Below are 24,309 nucleotides of genomic sequence, written 5' to 3'. Positions count from 1 at the left end.
TAGACTTTATTACGAATGGCTCTTTTCTTTTGCGAAATCTTTTGGTGTCGCTTGGCGCGCCATAGTAAGCCACAGAGGGCACAAATTAGGGCCTCAGGCGTCAAGCAGGATTTTATTTAGATGATATATTTAAATGAGTATTGATACTTTTTTACCGAGGTTCGATTGAGTCATAAGGCAGAACAAACCAGCGCCACTGCCAACGCCCAAGGCGCTAGTGCTGAAAGAGAGCCCGCACCAGGCATCCACGAAGCCACCACCGTGTTGGCACGTATGCGGGCCTACAATGCCGAGCTGGATCGGCTTATGCGCATGCAGTTCTACTCAGACACGACACTGGATCAATTGCTGTTGGAAGCTACTCGCACGGTTAGCCAGGCACTGGGCGTACGGCGAGTTAGTGTTTGGAGCTACAACGCCAATCGCGACGGTATCCTTTGCGATTGCCTGTACGAGGGCACTTCGTTTAACCGTCAATCCGGCGTAGTACTGCACATGAGCGACTGCCCGCGTTACTTCGAGGCCATATCGCAAAACCGGGTAATTACGGTGCAGGATGCCCGCTCCGACAAGCGAACCTCGGAGTTTACCGAAGCCTATTTAAAGCCGCTGAATATTTTTTCTTTGCTCGACGCCCACGTCCCCTCCGCCGCCGGAGTGCGTGGCGTTTTGTGTTGCGAAAATGTGCATCAGATACGCCAGTGGACGTTAGAAGAAAGCTCCTTTGTGGCCTCGGTGGCAGAGCTAATCGGCTTGGCCTTCGACCGGGCGGAGCGCCTGAAAACACAGGAGCAATTGGCTGACGCACTGCGTGCTGCCGAAAGAGCCGGCGAAGCTAAATCCACATTTTTGGCCACCATGAGCCATGAGATTCGCACCCCATTAAATGGCGTGCTGGGCATGTTGGAGCTGGTTCTGCACGACGAGCCCAACCCCGAACGCCGCCAAAACCTAGAGATTGCCCATAAATCCGCACACAGCTTATTGGATGTGCTGGGGGATGTGTTGGACTATTCGCGACTGGAGGCCGGTGAATTCCAGGTGCAATCTGAGCCCTATTCGCTGGTCGCACTGGTCCAGGAGATTGCCAGCCTGTACCAAACCCAGGCAGAAGCCAAGGGCTTAAGTATCAAAGTTGCCATCGACTACGCCACCCCCAAGTCGGTGCTCGGTGATGAAGCTCGAGTGCGCCAGATACTCACCAATTTCTTTTCCAACGCCGTAAAATTTACCCACCAAGGGCACATCAACGTAACTTTGTTCCCGGAGCAGCACGCAGGCCTGCCCTACCTGCGTTTAGAAGTCAGTGATACCGGCATCGGCATTCCCGATGTGGCGCTGAAAACACTGTTCAAACGCTTTTCCCAAGTGGATTCGTCCACCACTCGCCAATACGGTGGCAGTGGCTTGGGCCTTGCGATCTGTAAGCAAATGGTAGAGCTCATGGGGGGCGAAATTGGCGTTACTAGCTCCGCCAACAAGGGCAGCACCTTTTGGGTTCGGCTACCCAGGGTGGCCGCAAATCAACCAGAAAACCAAAACGCCCAGATGGGCGCAGTTGATTGGAATAGCAAACCCAAGCACAAGCTGAACATTCTGGCGGCGGAAGACAACATTATTAACCAAAAAGTATTAAAAGCGATGGTGAAATCCTTGGGCCACACTATGACTATTGCAAACAACGGCCTGGAAGCCATAGAGGCGTTGGCGCAGCAGCATTACGACGCCGTGCTGATGGATGTGCAAATGCCGGTGATGGATGGCTTAACGGCCACCCAGGCCATCAGAGAACTCCCTGAACCCAACAACCACATCACCATTATTGCCCTCACTGCCAACGCCATGGCCGGTGACAAAGACCAATATCTCGCTGCAGGCATGAACGACTACTTGGCAAAACCTCTGGAACGAGCCCAACTGGCTCAGGCTCTGGCCCGAGTGAAACCGCAAAACAAAAGCAGGCTGGATCAAAAGGGTCAGAGCGATTGATTTTTAATTTTCAAACGCTCTGGCCCTTTTGATTTCTAGCGTCATCGATTCTATTCTGGCCAAGGTAATGTGAACAAGGGTTTGCCCTGGCTGTAAGCCTCTGGCAGTAACAACAAAAACACCATCAGCCAAAAACGACTCCCGTTAGTACAGTACCCACTATAAAAACTCGCAACCCCACCGCATACCACAGAGGGATGTAAGATCGCACATCTTTGATGTTTCTTTTTCGGTCCACCTTAGGTATTACTAACAGCCATCCCCAAATGGTGGTTCTAATCAAACTACCGGGAAACTCACGCATGATATAGGTTTCGGCCAGTGTAAAATGAGGCTCCTTAAAATACCTACCCAGTAATGATTTTGGCGTAAAGGCACTTAGCAATAGCCACGCGATTGGAATCCATCTAGTTCCAATAAAAGCCAGCCAGAATATAAAAAGAAAAACCAAATGCGCTGTTACCGGCATATGCGATCGGTTCCTGACATTCTTACCAAATCGACCTCGTTGCCATGTGCGTTATATAAACCAGACAATCCTTCACCCGCTTTGTAACTACCGTATGCGGCAGCGCCACCAAGCGGTAACCCAACCCACCGGTGTAGCAGCAAATAATATCCCCAAACCAACACTAGCCGCTACGCCAACGGCTGTTCCACCCACTGTCTCGACAAAAAACTCGTTCTTCTTTTGCCTATCTTCGGTATGAGCAATTTAACGGCAACCCACCGCAACACCAGCCGCACTTAACAGTATGCCGCCATTTTTTGACAACTTAGCCAAACGCGACAAACGACCAAGCTGCGCATCTATTTTCTGCGTGGCCGGCACAGCTTTTTGCCTAGGGCCTGTTGACACTAATTTGGCACCACTGCTGGAGGCTACGCGCCCCGGACAGCTTCCCGTTCAACTAGGCGCCAAGCGTGAAATGTAGTGGGCCTACATGAGCGATTGGCAACAACGTTGAGCGGGAAGCTGGCTCCAGCCCTACGGGTTGAGCCAGGAAATAGCCCACTCGTTGTTGCTCACCGCTTATTTGGGCCCACCAAACTTCGCGGTTCGCGCCTAGATTGGACTATTTCCTGACTCAACAGAGGCTCCGAATTAGTGTCAACAGGCCCTAGTAATGCGAATAGCTTCTTTCGTAGTTCCCCCCCTAAAAAGGAGCTTTTCAAATGGCCCTACCTGTCTCGCAAAGGCTTCCAAAGCCTTCTTACGCCCGTAGTCATACTGGTTTTTATTGATATGACCGGCTTGGTATTGTGACCACGCTTCGTTAACTTCAGCGATGAAAGCACGGTTGGCCAAGCTCAATATTCCATCAAAAGTATTAAACCCTGTCACGCCAACGACACTCAACAAGCCATAGTTTTGGTGCCCCCATGCCAGCAGAGAAAAGGCTTCTTGCTCTGCGGCATCTTTTGTCATGTGATGTTGGTAGGCTTCCAATGTGGGCAACATTAACGCGTGATTATCCAGCCAAGAATCGATTTCGGAGCGCTTATCTGAATATCGCCACGCGGCCAAACTCCATGCGTTTGCTTCTTCCACAGGGCAGTAGGCCAACTCCCCTTGGGCTAAATCGTACAAGCGAATTAGCTGCCCTGGGTAAATTCGATTTGGGTCGGTAATTTCCGGGTTGACATATTGAATTAGGGTGAGCGCTTTTTAATAGTCCGATATTCCGTAGGGAGCATCATAAAAATTCGCAACGATTTACGACAACGTCTCTGTAGGCTGAACCCTATGAACGAGGATAGGAGAGGAAGAAACACTGAGCGTGGGTGATGGATTTAATCGAGATGGGGTTGAAAAGGTTTAAGGCTGAACCATTTTGCACTCCGTTGCTGGCTGATATTACCGTTTTGCGCCAGTGTGACAAAGTGAGCCAATACTTGCGCGCAAAGTGGTTGGAACCAAGACAGAGTTAGCGCAACAGGTTACGCTCGTAGCACAGTAAAGGCACTAGCCGAAAAGACTAGGCCACTTAAATCCAGCGCATTTCGTGCTTAAGCCATCACCGTGCGGCCGTCGGCCCAACCACGCAACGCGGTTACTTGTTCGGCCATCACCACGGACAGTGGCCGGGTTTGATGCACCTGCGCCAATAAAAGCTGATCGTTGAGCGGCACTTCCTGGGCTCGGGCGGCAAACGCAGCAGAAACCACAGCCTGTTCAATCTCAGCACCGCTAAAGCCATCGCTGGCTTCCACCAACAGTTCCAAATCAAAATCGATGGCGCTGATTTTTCGGCGATTTAAATGAATGGTGAAAATGGTTCGGCGCGCGTCTTCGCCGGGTAGGTCGACAAAAAAGATTTCATCAAAGCGCCCTTTTCGCATTAATTCTGGCGGCAGGCGAGATATATCGTTGCTGGTGGCCACCATAAACACGCGCTCTTTACGCTCCGCCATCCACGTGAGCAAGGTTCCGAGCACCCTTTTGGAGGTGCCGTTATCGCTGTCGCCGGTGGCGAGGCCTTTTTCAATTTCATCGATCCATAAAACGCAGGGCGACATCAATTCCGCCTGGGCTAAGGATTGCCGCAAATTGCGCTCGGTTTCACCAAAAAACTTGTTGTACAAAGCCGCAAAATCCAAACGCAGTAACGGCAAGTGCCACAAGCTTGCCACGGCCTTGGCGGCCAAACTTTTACCCGCGCCCTGCACGCCAACCAGCATCACTCCTTTGGGCAGATCATCGCTAGTTTGGTGGTGGGTAAACACCGCTTGGCGCTGGGCCAACCAAGCCTTTAAATTCTCCAATCCACCCACTTCATCCATAGGCTGCACAGCAAACTCAAAACTGAGTACGCCCTCCATATCCATGAGTTCAAATTTGGCTTTGTTCACCGCGGGAATGTCGGAGTGGTCGATAACGCCGTCGTCAAAAATGGCCGTGCGTACCAAACGGCGCACATCCTGATGGCCGAGGCCGCGCACGGTGCGCACCAATTGCTGTAGCGCCTGGCGATCGCTGCTGGCCTTGCCGCCGCGCAGCTCCGCCCAACGGCGCGCCTCTTCCCCCACAATGGCACTGATTTCTCGCTCGCTGGGCAACTGCAATCTCACCCGCAAGCTCTGGCCACGTAATTCCGGCGGCACTGGCAACTCATGGGATACCAACACCACCACATGGTCGATAACATCTTGGTTGAGCGCGATATCTTTTAGCAGGCGCACCAGCAACGGGTTATCGCTTAAATAGGGGTGGTAATCGCACAGCACATACACGCCGGCCGTGGCGGTCTCTTTTATGTGCCGTAACACGGCTTCGGGTTCGCAATGCTGGCCCTGCTCAATCAATCGCAGGCCCTTACTAAGGGTTTTAACACCCTCGCTCACCGTCCATTGATAGCAGGGTTTATTGAGGCCCTGAGCACAGTCCAGCAGTTGCTCGCAGGCGCGTTTCTCGTCGTCGGTTTCGATCACCACCAGCGGCACCTTAGCCGTTAGCGCAACCAGCAAATCATCCATTTACCCAGTTCCTTTCTGAATTATCTCCTCACTATAGTCCCAGCCTTGGCTCAATCCAACATTTGAACCCACTGCGTAACTTGCCGTAGCATAGGCAGCATCACCTGTAGGAACCTACTATGAGCTTTCGCAATTTATCTCTATTAGACCATGCGCTGGGCCAGGCCGACCGTGCCCTGCGTACCCTTACCCCCGGCAACAAACCGGTGTTCAAAGCCTCGCCCGGCGCTAAGGTAAGCGAAGCCGAGCTGTCCGAGGCCGAGCGCCGCAAGGCTGCGGGGTTGATGCGGGTAAATCATTGTGGCGAAGTGTGCGCCCAAGGTTTGTACCAGGGCCAGGCCGTCACGGCCAAATTGCCGGAAGTACGAGAAGATATGGAAAACGCTGCGCTGGAAGAACTGGATCACCTGGCCTGGTGCGAGCAACGCCTCACGGAGCTGGACAGCCGCACTAGCTTACTTAACCCGGTATGGTACGGAATGTCGTTTGCACTGGGGGCAGGTGCGGGTTTGGTCAGCGATAAACTCTCCCTGGGGTTTGTGGCGGCCACGGAAGATCAAGTTTGCCAGCATCTGCGCAGCCACCTGGATAAACTGCCGGAAACCGATGCCAAAAGCCGCGAAATTGTGCAGCAAATGCTGGCCGACGAGCAACTCCACGCCGACCATGCCCTGGCCTCTGGGGGCACCGACTTTCCCAAACCGGTGAAAAAGGTCATGACGCTGGTGAGTAACGTGATGACCAAAACCAGCTTTTATCTTTAGTCGGAACCTTTTGTCAGAGCCTGTAGCCTGAGCCTTTACCGGGAACGCTGGCACCAGCCGGTTCTGTTTCTCTTAACCGGCTTAACGGGGCAGGCCGATTACACCTGCTCAATCACCTCATAGCTGTGGCTCACTTCCACGCCGGCGCCAGTCATCATGATGGAAGCCGAGCAATACTTGGTGGCGGACAATTCAACCGCTCGCGCCACTTGCGCCTCTTTCAGTTTTTGCCCAGTTACAACAAACTTTAGGTGTATTTTGGTGAATACCGCAGGCACAGCATCAGCTCGCTCGGCCTGTAACTCACAGCGGCAATCCACTACCGCTTGGCGAGATTTTTTTAAGATGGTGAGTACGTCAAAAGTTGCGCAACCGCCAACCCCGAGTAGCAGCATTTCCATAGGGCGCACCCCCATATTGCGGCCGCCGTGATCTTCCGGGCCATCGATTACGACACTGTGGCCACTGCCGGATTCAGCCAGAAACTGGACACCATCCACCCACTTCACGGTTGCTTGCATTTTTTTACTCCAGGAATTGAAACTTAAGCCCTTTTAACGGGTCGCACAGATTATCACAAACCGTAGAGTTGGCCGACTGTACAACCCGCTTTACCAACATGGCCACAAGCCGACACTCGCCGGTACGCACATCACATTTTTGACGCCTTGTGATACAAAAACGGCGGCTAGCGCTGGCCATAGCACTAAGAAAGCCATAATCTTCTGCCCGAATAACAATTATCGAGTTTAGCAGCTAGACTGTGAACTGAAGCACATTTGCGTGCGCACAGTCATTGGCCTGCGGTCGAGGTAGAAAGTAAGGCCACAATGCCAGGGGGATCAAGTTTGGTAGCCGTATCGTTAACACCACATATCGACAACGTGGATCAATTTCTCAGTCACTGCCATCGTCGCCGCTATCCAGCTAAAAGTACGCTGATATACGCGGGCGATAAGAGTGACTCTCTTTACTACATCATTTCCGGTTCGGTCACCGTCGTTATTGAGGACGACGAAGGCCACGAAATGATTGTCGCCTATTTAAACGACGGCGACTTCTTCGGCGAAATGGGCTTATTTGACGAACACGATTCGCGCAGCGCCTGGGTACGGGCCAAAACCGAATGTGAAGTAGCCGAAATCAGCTACGCCAAGTTCCACGAAATCACAGGCGACCACCCAGAGTTCCTTTACGCCCTGGGCAAGCAAATGGCAAAGCGCCTGCGCAACACCACTCGCAAAGTAGGCGACCTAGCTTTTCTGGACGTTACCGGCCGCGTAGCACGCACTCTGCTCGACCTGTGCAACGAGCCAGACGCCATGACCCACCCAGATGGCATGCAAATCAAAATCACCCGCCAAGAGATCGGCCGTATTGTGGGCTGCTCCCGTGAGATGGTTGGCCGTGTACTGAAAACCCTGGAAGATCAGGGTTTGGTATCGGTGAAAGGCAAAACCATGGTGGTGTTTGGCACCCGGTAGACCGTTTGGTTGCGCCGTCTCCGCGCGATGTTAGTAGAAAAGGCCGCTCTGTTTAGCGGCCTTTTTTGTGGGTGATCAAACTGCTCTGAGCCCATTGATTTATCAAACTGCTCTGACCCCATTGATTTACCCCATTGGTTTCCGGTGTGCTTAGTCCACGGTTTGGAGACTTTCGATGTTTTCCCAATGGGTCACAAACACTCTCCCGCGCTGAAATAAATACACGTCATCACCGATTATCGTGGCCCTTGATCCCATCACCCATTGATTGGACGAATAGTCGCCAGGGATTTTGCTGGCGGGCAGCGCGTAAATATTGGCGTTGGTGCCGGGCGCGATGTCTACCTCGAACGCCTGGAAGCCAGTGTAGGAATGAGGGTGGTGGTAAGACGGATCTTGGCTTTGGTCACTGTCGTTGATGCTCACCTCACTTATGTCCACAGGAATGACAAAGCGGAACTGATTGCCCTGCCAATGCGACGTAAAAGCGTGGCTGTCCCAGGAAACTTCCGTACTGGAGCCGCGCTTACCTAGGCTAAAACTGGCCAACTGAGCGGGCTGCGACATATTGGATACATCGAACAAATCCACCTTCACCCCCTGCTCTAAGGCATTGCCAAATTCGTCGGTGGCGACGTCCTTGCCTATGCCCAATAGCAGTGAATCGTTAATCGGGTGTAGGTAATCGCTAAAACCGGGAATTTCTAACTCACCCATCATCACCGGGCTGGCGATGTTGGATAAATCCAGCACGTAGAGTGGATCTATGGTTTTGAAGGTGACCAAATAGGCGCGGTTGCCTAGAATTCTGGCGGCGTACAATCTCTCACCGGGTTTACCTATGGCCACCGGGGCAGACTCATTGGGCAGCCTGGCCTGCACCGCTAAATCCCCAGGGTTTAAAATCGCTAGGTGGTGCTCAATGTCCTGCCACCAACCGTAGGTGGTTACCACCGCCAAAGAGCCATCGTCCAATTCGCCAAAGCAATAGCGCGCTTCGTTACACGATGCGTAACCGGCCACCACGTTGGAGGCCAGATAATCCAAGTCTGCGTTCAGAGCAAATTTATGAATGTGGGTCTGCTCGGTGGGCTCACCAAATTCATCCACCACCGAGCTATCAATAAAGTCAGAAAAATCCGTAGCGGAGCTAAATAAATAAGCGCTGTTTTGGCTCATGTATAACCCGTCCACCGGGCCTGCCACACAATTATTGGTGAACTCTCCGGTGAGAGTATTAATGCGAGTGAGGGAGGTCAGCGTGGGATAGCCGTTGGCTTCGTCCTGCACCAGATAACATCCCGCCTCTTGAAGCAAGCTTTGGCCTTGGCCATTGACGGTTATCGTGGGCAGAAAATCGTCTAGGCTGGCGGCGTCTAACAAACGTTGGTTGGCCGCAATGTCTGCGTCGGATTGAGGGTAGTCTATCCAATCCTTGAGGTAAGCCGTATGGCGGGTGACCAGATACAGCTCGTCACCCACTTTGCGTGAGCTGACCATATCGCCTTGCAACTGCACCGATAACACCGCCTCTGCGCTATCGGTGGAGGCATTTACTTGGCTTATATCCCACACCGCCAGCTCGCCTTGGTTACTACCATCATACCCCGTGGGCATACCCCAGTAGCTGGGGTAACTAACCGGGCTGAGTGCCACCAAGTGGGTGGCCGAGGCATACAGCTCGCTGATGTTAAAGCCCAGGTCGATGTCGCCAATAATGGCCGGGTCATCGCCAGGCTTTACCACCGAAACAACACCCGTTTGGGTGGGGTTGCGATAATAAAAGTGGTGGCCGTTGTATTGCCAAAAATCGCCCTCGTCCACGCCGGCCACCTGGGTGTTGGTGCTACTGGCATCTGCGCCTGCATCCTCGACGGCCACCGAGTCATCCATGTAACTGACCAAGTTCAGTTGATTGAGCGAAGCAAATCCGGCTTTTAGGTAGGATTCCAGCTCTTGGCCCGATGCCGAAGGCTTTAGATTTACTTTCGGTGATTTCTCTACCGGCTCGGCGCTTTTACCTCCGCCTGAGCCACCACAGGCGGTCATCAGAACCATTACACCGATCACTGCAGTTGCTTTCACGGTCACTGAGCGGTTGCAGTGCGCATTGGGAAATAAACTCATGGGCTCACCATTATAAGATTAGAGCAGTGGATGTCAGCAGCCGGTAGCAACCAGCTTTATTGTGGTGAGCGGCAGAATACCCTGGCACCCAAAGAATTTTCTGTAATGGAAATGATTAAAATTGTGAACGCCTGTAAATACCCGCGGGATAGCTAAAAGGTTTAAAAAAAGCCGTCTACAGGATTATTATTTGGGCCTATTAGTCACCCGCGAAAATCTGCATTTTTTGGAGTTAAACCCCGCCCCCAGCCGAGCGCCACAGCACCCCAAACAATAAAAGGCGGATTTTATTTCACAATTGTTCACAAATTCTGGCTACCGCAAATCGGATAAGCGGTTAAGCTTTAGGAAACGGTTAATTAACACGGCAATTTGAATCCCGGCGCAAGCACACAACTACGCAGACACCCCATGATAAAACTCCGCCACCCATCGAGGGTGCCGCCAATTAGGCCAGCTTTGGCGCCGCTGTTAGCAGCTTGCTGCCTGCTAGTCAGTAGCCTAGGCCATGCCGCCTCCCTCAACGACACCGCGCGGGCAGATCAACGCCCATGGCAGCTGGGGGTTACCCTAGGCTATGGCCAGCGCAGTAACCCGTTGGTGGATGCCGACAACCTCAATTTAATCGCCGTGGTGGATTTCTCTTGGTACGGTGAGCGTTGGTTTTTTGATAATGGCGATGTAGGCTTCACCTTGGTCGATAACCACCGCTTTACCCTCAACGCCATCGCCCGGGTGAATACCGAGCGGCTGTTTTTTGAAAACACCAACAGTTTACTGGTGAGCTTCGCCGGCAGTGATCAATTGGGCTCCGATGGCGGCGATGGCCTGCAGCAAGGTGGCGTGGATTCCGATGGCAACGACGGCTTAGACTCAGACGGCTCCGGCGGCACCCCAAGCGACGGCGGCAGCGGTAGCACCACAGAGTTCGATATCCCCGATCGCGATTACGCCCTGGAAGCCGGTTTTGAAGTGCTCACCGACGGCCCCTGGGGCTTCGCCCAGGCCAGCCTGGTACACGATATCAGCAACAAGCACGATGGCTACGAGGCCAACCTAAGCCTGGGCCGCAGCGGCCACTGGCAACGCTTTACCTGGACGGCCAGCGCGGGCCTCAGCTACCGCAGCCAGCAGCTGAACGACTACTATTACGGCATTCTGCCCGGCGAGGCGGTGGCCGGTTACGCCCGTTACAGCGCCGATGACGGGCTAAATTTCCACGCCAGCACCCTACTGCGGTACTATCTCAGCAAATCGATGAGCCTAGGCTTGGTGTTGGAGTATGAGACACTGAGCGATGCCATTGCCGATAGCCCGTTTGTGACTGACGACCACATCACAACTGCCTATGCCGGTGTAAAGTACACGTTTTAATGGTTTTGTAATGGCTTTGCCGTACCACTCGCCACCCAAGAGCTACCGGATGCGCCTGTTTGTGTTTGCCCCCAGTGCCTATGAATGTGCCCGTAACTGTGCCTGTGTTTGTGTCCGTAACCCTGCCCGCCCACGAGCGTTAATCCTGGCGCTGCTCAGTGTTGTGCTCGCACAGGTAAGCCTGGCCAACGAGCTTACCCTAACACCCACCTTATGCATTACCGACTCGCCCGATAAAACCTGCGAACTGCCGCTGGAATTCGCTTGGCACGCCGATAATTTAGGCAACTATTGCCTGGTACAAAAAGCTCAGCAAACACCCCTGCAATGCTGGCAGCAAGACGACCAGGGCCAGTGGCAAAGTACGTTAACCGTAAACGACCAAGAGTTATTTTGGCTCACCGAAGACGGCCAAGCCCGCCCCTTGGCCGAGGCCGCCGTGGAAGTGTTGTCTACCTACACCGAAGATCGCCGACGCAACCGCCGCCGCAAGCACGTGTGGAGCCTAATGTGAGCACAGCACCCACCAACCTATTGCTGATTGAAGACGACCAGCGCTTGGCGGAACTTACCCAGCGTTATTTACAGCAGCACAATTACCATGTGGTGGTAGAACACCATGGCGACAACGCCCTGGCGACTTTTCACCGCTGCCGGCCGGATTTAATTCTATTGGATATCATGCTGCCGGGCACCGATGGCCTAACCCTGTGCAAGCAATTAAAACAAACCGCCAACGTACCCATTATTTTATTGACCGCGCGCAATACGCATATGGATGAGGTGGTGGGCCTGGAAACCGGCGCCGACGATTACCTGTGCAAGCCCGCTGAACCCATGGTATTGCTGGCCCGCATACGCAATTTATTGCGCCGCCATGAGCCCGCCGACCTCAACCCAGAAACCGCGCCCCGGGATATTTGCTTGGGCGGCTTGCGGATCAATCGGTTTTCCCGCGATGTGTGGTACCAAGAAAACCCCGTCACACTGAGCTCCCAAGAGTACGATCTGCTGATGTTTTTGGTGATCAACGCCGACTGCATCATGAGCCGAGATGATTTACTCAAACAAATACGCGGCATTGAATACGACGGCCAAGATCGCACCGTGGATGTGTATATTTCTCGCCTGCGCAAAGCCTTTGATGACAACCCAACCGCGCCAGAAAAAATCAAAACCGTTTGGGGCAAAGGCTACCTGCTGCCGCGCGACGCATGGTAAAAAACTGGTTAGCGGCCCTGCGCCGAGCCTCAGCCAACAACCGGCTGCTGCTGCGCTATTATTTCGCCATTATTTTTGGCATTGCCGCCGTGGCGCTGGTTTTAGATTTGGTGTTTTACCCGTGGGTTAAAACCCAAGAGTCCCAACGCACCTACGATGCTCTGTACCAGCTTGCCAACACCGTGGCAGAAGCCCACATCAACGAGCCAATAAATAACAATGACGGCAACGACCAAAACAAAACCGCAAATAAAACCACCCCCCCTCAAGAACACATCCTAGGCCGCTACACGCTGCGAATTTTGCCAGCGCAAACGGTGCACAGTGAGCAAGCCGCCAATGATATACAACCCTACAGTGTGGCCAGTAATGACCAGGGCCAACGCTTTTTAAATTGGCCCAGCCGCAACGGTCAACACTGGGTGCAGTTTGGCCCGCTGGAGCCAGCCGCCCTGCCGCCAGACTGGCCTACGTGGATTTTTTACGGTTCTTTATTTATTTTGGTGAGCTTATGGCTGCAGCCGCTGCTAAAAGACTTGGATCGCATCTCTCATGCGGTAAACGATTTTAGAAACGACTACCGCGCGCCACTGCCGCAATTGAAAAACAGCTCCAATTTAAAGCCACTGGCCAACAACATCGCCAGCATGGCAGAGAAAATTCGCCATTTGATAGAAACTCAAAAAGATTTGAGTAACGTGCTGTCCCACGAAATGCGTACGCCGTTGTCACGGGTGAAATTCAGTCTGGCGTTATTGAGCTCTAACGAACAACTCAGCCAGCAACAACGCAATGAGCTGGCCGGTATCGATCAGGATATCAACGAACTACAGCAACTCACCCAAGCCATGTTGGAGTTTGCAAAATTAGATCACCCAGACATGGCCATCGAAGTGCAAACCCTAGAGGCAAACTACTGGCTGCACTCATACGCCGACAAACAACAGCGCCATTGCCAACCGTTGCAATTAACCACCGAATTAACGGCCGCCGCCAACAGTACCTCTATTTTGGCCGACCCCTACTGGCTAGAACTGGCGCTTTCGAATCTGGTTGCCAATGCCCAGCGCTACGCGCAAAACCAAATCGAAATTACGCTGAATCACAGTGCGGAAGGATTTGAATTAAGCGTGGCCGACGATGGCCCCGGCATCGCCGAAGCGCAACAAAACCAAGTGGTAAAACCGTTTTACCAAGCCGACCATAACAACAAAAAAGGCTTCGGTTTGGGTTTGGCTTTGGTGGATAGAATCGCCCAGTTGCATGGCGGCCACCTGCGGGTGGGTAGCGCCGCCCTGGGCGGCGCTTTGGTCTCCATCAAAGTAAGTTATAGTGCCTAACGGTTAATTTCACTGTCGGGGCAACTCCATAATACGGTTACTTTCCCAGGGGCCACGCACCATGGGCGCTTTGACACTGGTGCGCTGTTCGGGTTTGGCTAGTTGGCCTGTTGCATAAATATTTAGCGGGCAAGAGCCATCCTGTCGATACCCCAGAGCCGTGGCCAGCATGGCCTCGTCTAAATCCCCCAAGGCATGGTCGTAGTCGTCGGCCATAATACAGCCCGGCAAACTGACAGCACCCGGAGCGTCTTCTTGCTCTGAGGCAAAGCCATCGGCGTAATCGCCAAAACCCAGGGCATTTACCGATTGAAATTGCACACTGAAATAGGTAGTGCCGCAATTATCGGTGGAGTAAAAGCCGTAGGGTTTGCCGCAGGTTGCGCCGCCAATTTGTATCACTTCAACGCCCACACCACGCAAGCCATTAATAATGGATTCGCTGGCCGAGCAGGTGTTACTGGTGGTGAGCACAAACACTCGGGGCAGGTTTAAGCTTGGCAAAGACTGGCCTTCACTTAACGAGAAGCCCAGGGTTTCATCAAAAAACGGGATGGGATCGTTGGCGCCGCCGGTGACTGGGTTGGAGTTGGGATATTTATCGTTAAATTCCAGGTGTTCAAATACCTGGTTACTGGTTTGCCCTGCGCCGGCAGTCATATAAGCAACCTGGGAAGCAATGGCCAGATAACCACCGCCGTTGTAGCGTAGGTCTAAAATCAAATCGGTGACGTTCTCCGCCGCCAGCTGTTCATAGGCCTGCACCAACAGCCGCTCTGCGGGCGAATTGTGGGTGGTAAACAGCATGTATCCCACAGGCCCGGTGGTGGTATCGATAATTTGCAGATCACGCACCGAGGTTTTAGCCACGGGGCCGGCCACTAACGCCAGTGTTTTTACCGTGCCATCGGTTTGCTGCAGCTCAAACAGATGTTGCTCGCCGTCGCTGTCCGGGTACAACCCCTGGTTTAGTGCGTCAATCCCCGCTTGGCTGTCGGTGTCAACGTCGTAGCCATCAATGGTCAGCACGCGGTCGCCGCGCACAGCACCGGCGATGTCTGCGTCACTGCCGGGCTCTATTAAGGCCACCACGATTTCCCGCGGTACCGCGCTGGATTGCAACACAAAATCAATGCCGTAACCCACACTCACGCCGGTTTGGGAACGCGCTTCCCAATCGGCGGTGTTGTAGGTGAAGTGGTATTCGTCCTTCTCTTTACCCGAGGCCGTGGTGGCGTCGGTTTTTAACAGGGCGAAGTAATCCAGGGTGGCGTAATTATCAGGGTTGAGGTCGGGCACCTCGTCGTACCAGAGATAGCTGTCGTTTATCCAAGCGCGCAGCCAGTGATTTTCTTCCAGGGTTGAGCCCACGCGGTCATCGAACACTTCACCGGTGACCGCGCTGGCGCCGCTGCGCGGATTTTCACAATAAGATTTATAGGTGGCCGGGTCGTTGAACACGCCCGGCTCCCAAGCCAGTGGATCCGAGGTACTGGCGTTGTTACTGCCGCCACCTCCGACGCCACCGCAAGCCGTTAACAATACCGTTGTGGCACCGGCAAGCGCGCATAAAAATCCCTTTTTTCGCATTACGTTGTAATCTCTTCTATCCATAATGAAGACACCTCGCCCGGCGCCTTAACGGCTACCTTACAGCGAGTGCTGCCGTTGATTTTGCAATTGGTTTTCCAGCTCTGCCATGGCTGCGGGTACATCCACCTTTACCCCTAAATCTTTAAACGTAGAGCCCAATGCGTGCAGCCCACGGAACAAGTTGTGCGCCCGGCACTGCTCGCCCATTTGCCCAATCCGGACGATGGGCGGCCCAAACGAGCCGGCGATTTCCACCCGGTAATGGTGAGAAATGTGCTGGCATACCTGGGCCGAGGTCAGCGACTCGGGCAGCGCAATACCCACCACCGAATTTAACCGCGCCGCCTCGGGCACGTATAAGGTTAAGCCTAGCGTCTCTATAGCACCTTGCAAGGCGTTGGAACACTGGCGGTGGCGCTGATAGCGCGCCTCTAGAGTTTCGTCACACACCAACCGCATGGCCTCGTGCAGGGCCAACAACCCCGACACCGGCGCTGTGTAATGATAGGACGCTTTGTGCCAAAAGTTTGTGGCCAAGGTCGCATCTAAGGTCCAATGGGCCACCGGTTGTGGCCGGTTGTTAATGCATTCCCAGGCCCGCTCGGAAAATGCCACCAGAGAGATACCCGGAATACAAGACAGCCCTTTCTGGCCGCCGGTGATTACGGCATCGATGCCCCACTCGTCCATGGGCAATGGCATGGTACTGAGGGTGCACACTGCATCCACTATCACCAAGCAGTCGTGTTCACGGGCGATTTTGGCGATTTCTGGTAGGTGAACGTTGCAGGTGGTGTTGGAGGTCTCGCCTTGCACCAGGGTGATCACCCGAGGTTTAAAGCGCTGCATGGCGGCCCGAATTTGTTCGGGGTCGGCGCTGTGGCCATCGGCCACGGTTAAACGCTCCACCTCGCCGCCGACTCGATGGGCCATTTCTGACAAACGCGAAGAGAAAAAGCCATTACACACCGACAGCACCCTGTCACCGGAGGAAACCAGGTTAATCACTGCCATTTCCATGGCCGCCGAACCGGGCCCTGCCACCCCCATCAACCAGGGCGTTTCGGTTTGGAAGATGTATCGACCCATGGTTTTTACCTGCTCAAGCACCCGCGACATGGTGTCGCCCAGGTGATTGATCACGATGCCATTGGCCGCAGCCACGGGCGCAGGAATGGGCACAGGGCCGGCGCCCATCATCAGTAGTGGCTCTTCCGGTAGGATATCGTGCAGGCGTTTAACGGGGGGCAAAGAAACGGGCATAGTGCTACTCTCGCGGCCACCTACTGCGGTGGCGAAATACAGAATTGCGCCTATTGTAATGCAAATGTGCGGAATGCAAATGCGCCAACGCGGTATCTTGCTTGGGCAAGGTGACTATTTGCCCCGCGCTATGTCGCTTTGCTCCACACTGGTACTGCCTTTCTTTACCTTCATCACCCGGATTCCGGCCGGTTTAATCCCGGCTTTGCGAGCCAGCAGCTCGCAGCAGTGGCGCAGATAGGCCGTGGCGGCACGGTCGTTGGCGCACTCGACCAAGCGCTGGGCTTCAATGGTCTTGCCCACCAGCAGTTTAAAACGGGTGCCGCGTTTGTTAAGCAGCTCCTTAGGCAGCCGCAAGGTACGCAGGAACGGATGCACCACCCCCAACGCGTAAAACCACCAACTGTTGCGGCCTTGCACCCAAAACGGTACACAGGCCGCTTGGTAACGCCGGGCCAGGCGCCCCACCAGGGGTTGCCAGGCCGGGTCTTGAATTTGGCCACTATGGGTATTAAAGCCAGAGACCTCCCCCGCGGGGTAAATCAACACCGCGCCACCGGTACCTAAATGCTTATATAAACTGCGCATGCCTCGGGTGTTGGCAGCTTGGGCATTGCCACTGAGCACATCCACCCCAAAAAACACCGATTGCAGTTCCGGCACCTGGGTGAGTAATTCGTTGGTCAGTACTTTTGTATCTGGCCGGATATGCAACAACATATCGGTCATGGCGAGGCCCTCTAGGGCACCCAGGGGATGATTGGCCACAAATATCACCGGCCCCTGGGCTGGAATGTGCCCCAAGGCGCCGTAGTCGTCGGGCTCCAAACCGGCTTTTAAGCTCTTTAACGCGAACGATAAAAACTCGTGGTATTGCTGCGCCCCGCGCGCTTCTTCCGGCCGGGCCCGATAAAGGCGGGCTAGCGCTTTTAAGCCCGTCGCCCACTCCATCGGTGCAGCCAACCAGCGCGCCAAGCGAGGAATCTGAAACGGGTTAGCTTCGCCTGCCGAAGTGTGATGAGACATAACAATACCGCCATTGGTGAACTTTTCACGGCAACACCCAAGGGCCAGCCAAAAGTTTGTCACTTTTAAAAGTTTGCGACTATACCACCGGCGCTATGACAGAAAAGTTGCAGCAGTGCATATTATGAGCTTTTTACAATGCGAGATTTTATTTTCCAATTGCGCGCCATTTTTGGTGCGCCTTAAGTTCGTCAGCGCAGCGGCACCGAAGCCGACTGGTGTGGTCAGAACAATACGGCATTTACTATTCGCCATTACCACAACGTCAATGGCAGGTGTTTTTAACCGGCGCCGTTCTAATTATGCGTCCTATCCACACATCCAGGAGAATCACTGTGTATTTGGCAATGAACCGTTTTAAAGTCGCCTCCGGTCGGGAACAAGAATTTATCGAAATTTGGCAAAACCGCGATACCTTTTTAGCCGAGGTGCCGGGTTTTAAATCGTTTGAACTACTGCAAGGGCCGAACAACGAGGGGTACACCTTGTTTGCCTCCCACTCGGTGTGGGAAAGCGAACAAGCGTTTAAAGATTGGACGCAATCAGAGGCGTTTAGAAAAGCCCACGCCAATGCCGGTGGCACCAAAAGGGATATTTATTTAGGCCCACCGCAATTGGAGTGTTTTAAGCAAGTGGTTTAAACAAGAGATTGGACAACTGCCTCAGTTAAACCTGCGACCGGTAAACACCGGCGGATCGGTATGAGCGGCCATGGCCGTCGCCTTGGTTTTTGGCCGGTCGCCGGTACTTTTTAAATACGCGGAGGCCAAGCCCATCAACATAAAGATGTATTCTGGCAAGTAACCCACCAAACTTACGGTGTAAATCACAATGGCAACACCCACCATTAACGACACCAAGATGCTGCCAGCGTGGTAACGGTGATCGCCTAAGGATTGCAGTTGCGACACCCGGCTGATCATCCGCGCAATGATACTGGTCCAAATTAACAGGTACAGAAACAACCCCACGGCACCGTAGCGTAGCGCAACGTTTAGGTAGTGGTTAACAATATCTACGATGCCCTGGCCCTGGGTCATATTGGCCGAAAGTGTGTAGTTATCTCGGAAGTTAACGTCACCCCATATCGGGTTGGCGAAAAAGGCATCCTTGGAATACACCAATAAGTCTGCCCGATACTGGAAGGTACCGGAGGGGTCGAGATCCATAAATGTCTGGAAATTCATGGCCACCAATAACACCGCCACCACAAAACACAGTTTATATGTGTTTTTCCACACCGGGGTGGGCGAATAAAAATACGCCTGCACGCCCAAAGCGATAATCATGGTGAGCAAGGCACCGCGAGAATCGGTGAACAATGTGGCAGACAACGCCAAACCTGCCAGGGCAAAAGTCAGCATGGAGCGGCTTTTACCCAGCTTTTGCAGCATCAACAACAAATAGCAAGTACCGGCGGCAAAAACGCCGAAGGAAATGGGGTTCATCCACGAACTGCTGATACGCAAACCCAAGCCACGGAAATAGTAAGCAGTGGATAACCGACTGAACACAATATCGTTCACATACTGGGTAATGTTGGCGAATATTTGCCAGGTAAGCGCCCACTCCACATTGGCGGCCACGGTGAGATAAATACCACCGTACAGCAGCGCCACCATGTAACGCTTTAAATCCCCAGGCGCGTTGGCGATGACGTAGTAAGGCACCCAAACGCTAAAGAAATTAACCAGGACCAAACGTGCCCAGTAAGTGAAGGAGTCGTCAAAGGAGAATTCACGGTAGGTCACGTAAACGAGGTACACCGCGATTAATAAATCAAATTTGGAATGCGGCACTCCGGCCTTGCGAAACTGCCAAAACAACGGCAGTAGCAACGCCAAGGACAAAATAAACGGGTATTCCATGACGATCAAATAATTGACGCCAGGGAACGGTACCTCGTAGGACAGGCGCGGCAGGATACAAAACAACGTTAAGTAATAGAAAATGCGTTTTTCGGGGTCTTTGGGGACTATATACCAACCAACGCCAATAACTGCAGCATAGAGCAACCACACATTGCGGTTTAAGGTAACCGCTGCGGTAAAAATACCAACGCATATTAGCCATTTATAGGCATCCTGCTCATCCAGTTGCGTGCGGTAAATATACGCAGCAAAACCGGCAATCAGAATCAGGTAAACAAAAGCAGGCAGTAACATTGAGACTAAATCGCTCTCAACACGGTGAATTTGTGGGGGAGTTTAACAGATTGCAAGGTCGTCCCTGTATTTTGTAATGAGCTAAGGCGGATGCAGGCCACTTAATGACCTTGAGCGCGCGGATTACCTGCAAGCTTACACCAGCGCCAACAACTTATAGAAGTGTTTAGCTAAGCCGCAAATTGCCAGAAACGCAAGTTCAGCGGCGACATTTTGGTGCCAAAGGGCCGAGCCGATCTCCCTGCGTGGCTCGGCCAAACGGCCTTAACTAGGATTTAGTATGGCAGGCGATTCGTCCACGGCCAACAAGTGGTCGGACAATCGCAGAGCAAACTGCACCAGCGGCATGGTTGGGTTATGGCCGCCGCCACGGGGGAAAATACTGGAGCCTGCGACGTACAAGTTATCGTTACCAAACACTTTGCAGTCGGTGTTTACCACGCCATCGATGGCATCCTGGGCCATGCGGGTGGTGCCCAGGTGATGAGCGTGGCCATAGAATGGGATCTCCAGCGATTCGTCGGTGATGAACTCCGGCAGTTGCACCCGGCCAAGACCCGCCTCGGTCATTTGGACGGCCATTTCTTTGGCGATTTCGCGGATGGTACGCTGGTCGAAGTCGGTGAGCGACCACTCCACCTTAGCCTTGGGCAAGCCCAGTGCGTCGGTTTCTTCGGTGAGCACCACCCGGTTACTGCGGGAGGGCTCTTGTTCGGTTAACGTGGTAATTAACCCTGTATCCGAACAGTGGAAGGGAAACAATTTTTGCATGGCGCCTTCCATTCCCATACGACAGGACTGAGTGGCTAAAAACTTTTTCACCCCGGCAAAATTACCGTAGGTTTTAATCGGCGAGCCGTACTTGATAGTGACGTTGGAGCTGCCTATGTCGTTAGCCTCAGAAAACTGCCGCGTGGTGAAATACGACATGCGATTGGCGTCGCCCCAAGCCGAGTAATTGGCCACAAACTCACCCATGGTGATGTTGTAGTGGTCCATGTAGCAGGCGCCTACCATGCCTTCGGCGTTACCCACGCCATCACTGAGTTGAGAATTACTGGCCAGCATTAGGCGGGCGTTTTCGATAGCCCCAAGCGCCAGGATGTAGTCTTGGCCGGTAAAATCGTACTCGTCACCGGCGTAATTGCGTACTCGGTAGGCGGCGGTGGCGGTGAGGTCATCGGTCAATCGGATGTCCACCAAGTTAGCGTTGATGAACAAATCTATATTACTGTTATTTTGTACCTCATCCAGATACTTGGTGCCGAAGCGCGTGGGCGCGCTGATGATGGCAACGTCGGGCTCAAAGCCTTTAGCCATTGGCACAGTACCCGGCGTAATAGGGAATTCCTCCGGCGTGCTAACATCCAAAATATCCCGCGCCTCCGCCAAATAAGGCTGAATCTCCGCCAAAGAAACAGGCCAACCGGATTCCTTATAGGCTGAGCTTCGTTCGGTGAAATCCAGCTCTCGCATTGGGCTGCAGCGACCGGCCCAGTGATTGGACGTACCGCCAAAAAAGCGCAGCCGGGTAGAGGCGAAATACATGCGGGTAAATTCGTTGGATTGCTCTGACAGGCTGTATACGTCCTGGGATTCCTGGGTGTAGGAAAGCCCACCACCTTCAAGCAGAGCCACGCGTTTGCCACCCGCGGACAGCTTGCGCGCCAAAGTAATACCAGCAGGCCCTGCCCCAGCAATCACTACATCGTAAGTATCTGGCTGAAACGCCTGACCATTGAGAGCGCTTAAATCCGTTAACATAAGCCATCCTTACGCAGCTGGGTTAGCTCTTGCTCGTTAACAACCCAGCCATCTACGCTGTAATAGCCAGGCCGGAGTTTCACCACTCGGGCATTGTTTGATAGTTTTCTATCAGCGGCGGTTGCAGTGAGCGGCGCTGCCGCGCTAGCAAGTACGCCTTTGAGCAAATTTCGTCTTTTTAATTGCACAAGCTACTCCCTTAATCCGTGAGCGGTGCTGGGTAAACCGAACGATAGGTTGCCAAACAGAATGTGTATGGCGAAGGTAATCCATTTGAAATGATGGCAATGGTATCGGTGAGGCGCTAGTTCTGCCATCGACTCACATCAATACCGAACTGCTGGCTCAAGCGCTGATTATGAGGCCGATAGAGCTCCACCAACCACTGCCGATCACCCTCAGATAAAGGCACAGGCTCAAAGCCGGCATCGATGGATTTGTATCCAGGGAGTTTATCAACCACTTTGTTATAAAGAAAATCCCGCGTTGACTTAGGCAGCAGCTTTGTGAAATTGCGCATAAATTTGAGCGCTTTGTACTTTTCCATCATCTGGTGGCGTTTGAGATGGTAGCGAAAATCAGCGCTGACATTCTCGGACTTTAAATCTTGTTGCTGTGGCTCTTGCCATTGCAAACCTAAAAATTCGTATACCCGGTGCAAGCACGCTTGCTGGTCTGCCAGCATGTCCTCGAACACCAATAGCAATACTTGGTCGCGAGGAAAATACCGCAAATACTGCTCAATTTGGTCGCAATAACGGCCACTGTCGAAACACATGGGATCCTGCTCTATATATTCTCGCACACCCATAGTGAAAGGCTTGTGGCGGTGGGTTTCTTTTGTCCAACGGTGTACATAGTGAGAGTGCGCCCGCTTCACCGGGTCTCGCATTATGTAGATCAACTTGGCATCAGGCGAGTACTGATGGATACGCTCCGGTACAGCCTCAACTTGTGGCCAGCGCGTATAATTTGTGGAAGCCTCACCGCAAAGCTGGCCGGCAGTAGCGTCTGCAAACAACGAGTGGTACCAATCTATGCCTTTATCCCACGCCACATCGGAATCAAAAAAACACGGCTCTTTAGGGCTACAAAAAAAGATTCGGCCGTCGGCTTCCAGCTCTTTATACAAGGTGGTAGTGCCGCACTTTGCGGCGCCAATGATGTAAAAGTCTGGCAATCTGTTCTGCGCCGAGGGTGCATCAGACATGATTCATGGGTTCCTTCTTTGGCAAACTCACCCTTTTATAGGTAAGGGTATCAACAAAAATTAGGGATTGGATGGCTCTACTGACACCTCAGCCAACTCAAATTGGGTAAGCTGGCTTACCGGATCACTCCAGCCCCAGTACCATACGGCACCCACCACTACAATAGATAGCAGACAAACCACCAAATCTAAGCTGGCCCAACGATAGCCGTACTTGCGAACCAGGCCGTGCAAGATAATTAGATTGATCAGCGGTGAGAATACGATCACCGCAATTAAGCCGGCTAAGCCGTAAGCATAAAAACCACCAATTAGCAGTGTCAGATAGATAATCCCTTTCGCAAATTGGTAGATCATCATGCGGAAGTAGTCACTGTTGGCCAATAGCAGGGGGCGAAGGCTAGCATCTAAGGTTTGAAACAATGAGCCCAAAGCGGTCAATTGCAAGATCCATCCGGCAGCAATGTAGCGCTCATCGTAGAGCACTTTAATAATCCAATCGCCCAGAAACATTAACGGAGCAGCTGCCAAAGCGGCCACAGCATAGCCCAGCATTCGCATTTTACGCACTCTCAACAAGCTATTATCCGAGTCTTTCAGCTTGTGATAGAGAGGAAACAAAAACTTCGCGGAAAGGCTGTTGGCCAGCTCACCAATCAACATTGAAAAGGTGACGCCCACCGCGTAGATACCCACAAACTCCAGTGGTAATAATTTGCCCATAACCAACTTGTCGCCCTGGGAGACCAAAAAAAGCCCCATGGATGACAGAAATATCCAGCGTCCACGGCTGAAAATTTCAACTGCGGCGGATTTATCCCAGTGCATACGGTTATTAGGGCCAGGGATAAATGCATAGTAGGCGGCGATACGGGCTGCGACGATCACGATAGAGCCCACCACCAACGCCCAAATATCACGGGTCACATAGGCTACTAGTACCATAACCACGCTGCCCAACACCTGAGCGGTGAAGTCAATAGCGGCCACCTTTTTCATTTGCACGTTGCGTTCTAGGTGGTAGACCTTGGTGGGTACAACACCATGCAACAACGCGGTAGAAGCCAAAATTAACAACACCTCAGAGAGCTGCGCATTACCGTAGAATTGCTCAAAGGGGTGGGCCACGGCGGCTAGTACTAGATAAATTAAGCCGCCGCGCAGGATCTGGACAGTCCAGGCAACATCGTCGAAACGCTCAATTTTGCTAGCGGAACCGTGAATAACCGAGTTGCGTATACCGATATCCGAAAACAGCTGCACGCCCATGGCAATACTGTTCACCACAGCCATTAAGCCGAATAGCTCGGGCGCCAACAGGCGGGTAAGAAAGAGATTGGAGACTAACCGAACCCCCTGAGAGCCAGCTAGGCTGAAGAAGGTCCACAGAAAATTTACTAACACATTGGGCATTGTTGATCCTTGCGCGTATGCCTACGCCAGTTACTGCCTCCCTCTTGATCTCGGACTGAGCTTTTGTAAATCAAATCACCCAAAAAAGATGACAGCAGT

20 protein-coding genes are annotated in these 24,309 nt (G+C 52.9%); 8 read left to right on the top strand and 12 right to left on the bottom strand.

Features of this window, described 5'->3' with window-relative positions:
- The first annotated feature begins 165 nt into the window (after nucleotides 1-165).
- On the top strand, nucleotides 166-1,989 hold the full coding sequence (locus ACGHM3_RS02960; protein WP_345419794.1) for an ATP-binding protein: 1,824 nt from the start codon (nucleotides 166-168) through the stop codon (nucleotides 1,987-1,989).
- A gap of 1,111 nt (nucleotides 1,990-3,100) precedes the next feature.
- Here the strand turns inward: ACGHM3_RS02960 and ACGHM3_RS02955 are convergent.
- The gene (locus ACGHM3_RS02955; RefSeq protein ID WP_345419791.1) at nucleotides 3,101-3,541 is read right to left on the bottom strand and encodes a hypothetical protein; all 441 of its coding nucleotides are present in this window, start codon (nucleotides 3,539-3,541) and stop codon (nucleotides 3,101-3,103) included.
- A 458-nt stretch (nucleotides 3,542-3,999) separates the two neighbouring features.
- Entirely contained in the window at nucleotides 4,000-5,466 is a 1,467-nt protein-coding gene (locus ACGHM3_RS02950; protein WP_345419788.1) for an AAA family ATPase, read from the bottom strand.
- 119 nt (nucleotides 5,467-5,585) lie between these two features.
- On the opposite strand from ACGHM3_RS02950, the gene coq7 reads away from it, so the two are divergent.
- A complete protein-coding gene (coq7, locus tag ACGHM3_RS02945; RefSeq protein ID WP_345419785.1) occupies nucleotides 5,586-6,230 on the top strand; it encodes a 2-polyprenyl-3-methyl-6-methoxy-1,4-benzoquinone monooxygenase in 645 nt (214 codons plus the stop codon).
- A gap of 98 nt (nucleotides 6,231-6,328) precedes the next feature.
- On the opposite strand, the gene ACGHM3_RS02940 is transcribed toward coq7, so the two are convergent.
- Nucleotides 6,329-6,751 (bottom strand): OsmC family protein, encoded by a 423-nt coding sequence (locus ACGHM3_RS02940; RefSeq protein WP_345419782.1) that lies wholly within the window; start codon nucleotides 6,749-6,751, stop codon nucleotides 6,329-6,331.
- Nucleotides 6,752-7,078: 327 nt separating this feature from the next.
- Here ACGHM3_RS02940 and crp point away from each other — a divergent pair, with 327 nt between their 5' ends.
- Entirely contained in the window at nucleotides 7,079-7,714 is a 636-nt protein-coding gene (crp, locus tag ACGHM3_RS02935) for a cAMP-activated global transcriptional regulator CRP (protein WP_345419779.1), read from the top strand.
- 150 nt (nucleotides 7,715-7,864) lie between these two features.
- Here the strand turns inward: crp and ACGHM3_RS02930 are convergent, their stop codons facing one another.
- Nucleotides 7,865-9,841, bottom strand: coding sequence for a beta-propeller domain-containing protein (locus ACGHM3_RS02930; protein WP_345419774.1), 1,977 nt, complete (start codon nucleotides 9,839-9,841; stop codon nucleotides 7,865-7,867).
- Nucleotides 9,842-10,252: 411 nt separating this feature from the next.
- Here ACGHM3_RS02930 and ACGHM3_RS02925 point away from each other — a divergent pair, with 411 nt between their 5' ends.
- From ACGHM3_RS02925 to ACGHM3_RS02910, 4 genes are read left to right on the top strand one after another with little or no spacing between them, the layout of a single operon-like run.
- On the top strand, nucleotides 10,253-11,215 hold the full coding sequence (locus ACGHM3_RS02925; RefSeq protein WP_345419771.1) for a MipA/OmpV family protein: 963 nt from the start codon (nucleotides 10,253-10,255) through the stop codon (nucleotides 11,213-11,215).
- Between the two features lie 10 nt (nucleotides 11,216-11,225).
- A complete protein-coding gene (locus tag ACGHM3_RS02920) occupies nucleotides 11,226-11,729 on the top strand; it encodes a DUF3019 domain-containing protein (RefSeq protein ID WP_345419768.1) in 504 nt (167 codons plus the stop codon).
- On the top strand, nucleotides 11,726-12,436 hold the full coding sequence (locus ACGHM3_RS02915) for a response regulator (protein WP_345419765.1): 711 nt from the start codon (nucleotides 11,726-11,728) through the stop codon (nucleotides 12,434-12,436). Before ACGHM3_RS02920 ends, ACGHM3_RS02915 begins: the two co-directional genes overlap by 4 nt.
- A complete protein-coding gene (locus tag ACGHM3_RS02910) occupies nucleotides 12,430-13,776 on the top strand; it encodes an ATP-binding protein (protein WP_345419762.1) in 1,347 nt (448 codons plus the stop codon). Before ACGHM3_RS02915 ends, ACGHM3_RS02910 begins: the two co-directional genes overlap by 7 nt.
- Nucleotides 13,777-13,785: 9 nt before the next feature.
- Here the strand turns inward: ACGHM3_RS02910 and ACGHM3_RS02905 are convergent, their stop codons facing one another.
- From ACGHM3_RS02905 to ACGHM3_RS02895, 3 genes are all read right to left on the bottom strand, one after another.
- Nucleotides 13,786-15,390, bottom strand: coding sequence for a S41 family peptidase (locus tag ACGHM3_RS02905; protein WP_345419759.1), 1,605 nt, complete (start codon nucleotides 15,388-15,390; stop codon nucleotides 13,786-13,788).
- Between the two features lie 36 nt (nucleotides 15,391-15,426).
- The gene (locus ACGHM3_RS02900; RefSeq protein WP_345419756.1) at nucleotides 15,427-16,632 is read right to left on the bottom strand and encodes an alanine--glyoxylate aminotransferase family protein; all 1,206 of its coding nucleotides are present in this window, start codon (nucleotides 16,630-16,632) and stop codon (nucleotides 15,427-15,429) included.
- 114 nt (nucleotides 16,633-16,746) lie between these two features.
- The gene (locus tag ACGHM3_RS02895) at nucleotides 16,747-17,658 is read right to left on the bottom strand and encodes a lysophospholipid acyltransferase family protein (protein ID WP_345419753.1); all 912 of its coding nucleotides are present in this window, start codon (nucleotides 17,656-17,658) and stop codon (nucleotides 16,747-16,749) included.
- 335 nt (nucleotides 17,659-17,993) lie between these two features.
- On the opposite strand from ACGHM3_RS02895, the gene ACGHM3_RS02890 reads away from it, so the two are divergent.
- Nucleotides 17,994-18,299: an antibiotic biosynthesis monooxygenase gene (locus ACGHM3_RS02890; protein ID WP_345419750.1), complete on the top strand. Its 306-nt coding sequence runs from the start codon at nucleotides 17,994-17,996 to the stop codon at nucleotides 18,297-18,299.
- A gap of 21 nt (nucleotides 18,300-18,320) precedes the next feature.
- Here the strand turns inward: ACGHM3_RS02890 and ACGHM3_RS02885 are convergent, their stop codons facing one another.
- The 5 genes from ACGHM3_RS02885 to ACGHM3_RS02865 all read right to left on the bottom strand — a co-directional run bounded on the left by ACGHM3_RS02885 (nucleotide 18,321) and on the right by ACGHM3_RS02865 (nucleotide 24,210).
- A complete protein-coding gene (locus ACGHM3_RS02885; protein ID WP_345419748.1) occupies nucleotides 18,321-19,823 on the bottom strand; it encodes a hypothetical protein in 1,503 nt (500 codons plus the stop codon).
- Between the two features lie 264 nt (nucleotides 19,824-20,087).
- Complete coding sequence (locus ACGHM3_RS02880; RefSeq protein WP_345419745.1) at nucleotides 20,088-21,587, bottom strand: GMC family oxidoreductase; 1,500 nt, start codon at nucleotides 21,585-21,587, stop codon at nucleotides 20,088-20,090.
- Nucleotides 21,581-21,775 (bottom strand): hypothetical protein, encoded by a 195-nt coding sequence (locus tag ACGHM3_RS02875; RefSeq protein WP_345419742.1) that lies wholly within the window; start codon nucleotides 21,773-21,775, stop codon nucleotides 21,581-21,583. The genes ACGHM3_RS02880 and ACGHM3_RS02875 overlap by 7 nt, the downstream gene beginning before the upstream one ends.
- Before the next feature lie 116 nt (nucleotides 21,776-21,891).
- On the bottom strand, nucleotides 21,892-22,797 hold the full coding sequence (locus ACGHM3_RS02870; protein WP_345419739.1) for a sulfotransferase: 906 nt from the start codon (nucleotides 22,795-22,797) through the stop codon (nucleotides 21,892-21,894).
- A gap of 60 nt (nucleotides 22,798-22,857) precedes the next feature.
- Complete coding sequence (locus ACGHM3_RS02865; protein WP_345419736.1) at nucleotides 22,858-24,210, bottom strand: oligosaccharide flippase family protein; 1,353 nt, start codon at nucleotides 24,208-24,210, stop codon at nucleotides 22,858-22,860.
- Between the last annotated feature and the right edge of the window lie 99 nt (nucleotides 24,211-24,309).

Origin of the sequence: Halioxenophilus aromaticivorans (assembly GCF_042850945.1) — a bacterium.
In the GTDB taxonomy this organism is placed as follows: Bacteria; Pseudomonadota; Gammaproteobacteria; order Pseudomonadales; family Cellvibrionaceae; genus Halioxenophilus; species Halioxenophilus aromaticivorans.
This window is presented reverse-complemented; position numbering and strand designations above follow the sequence as displayed.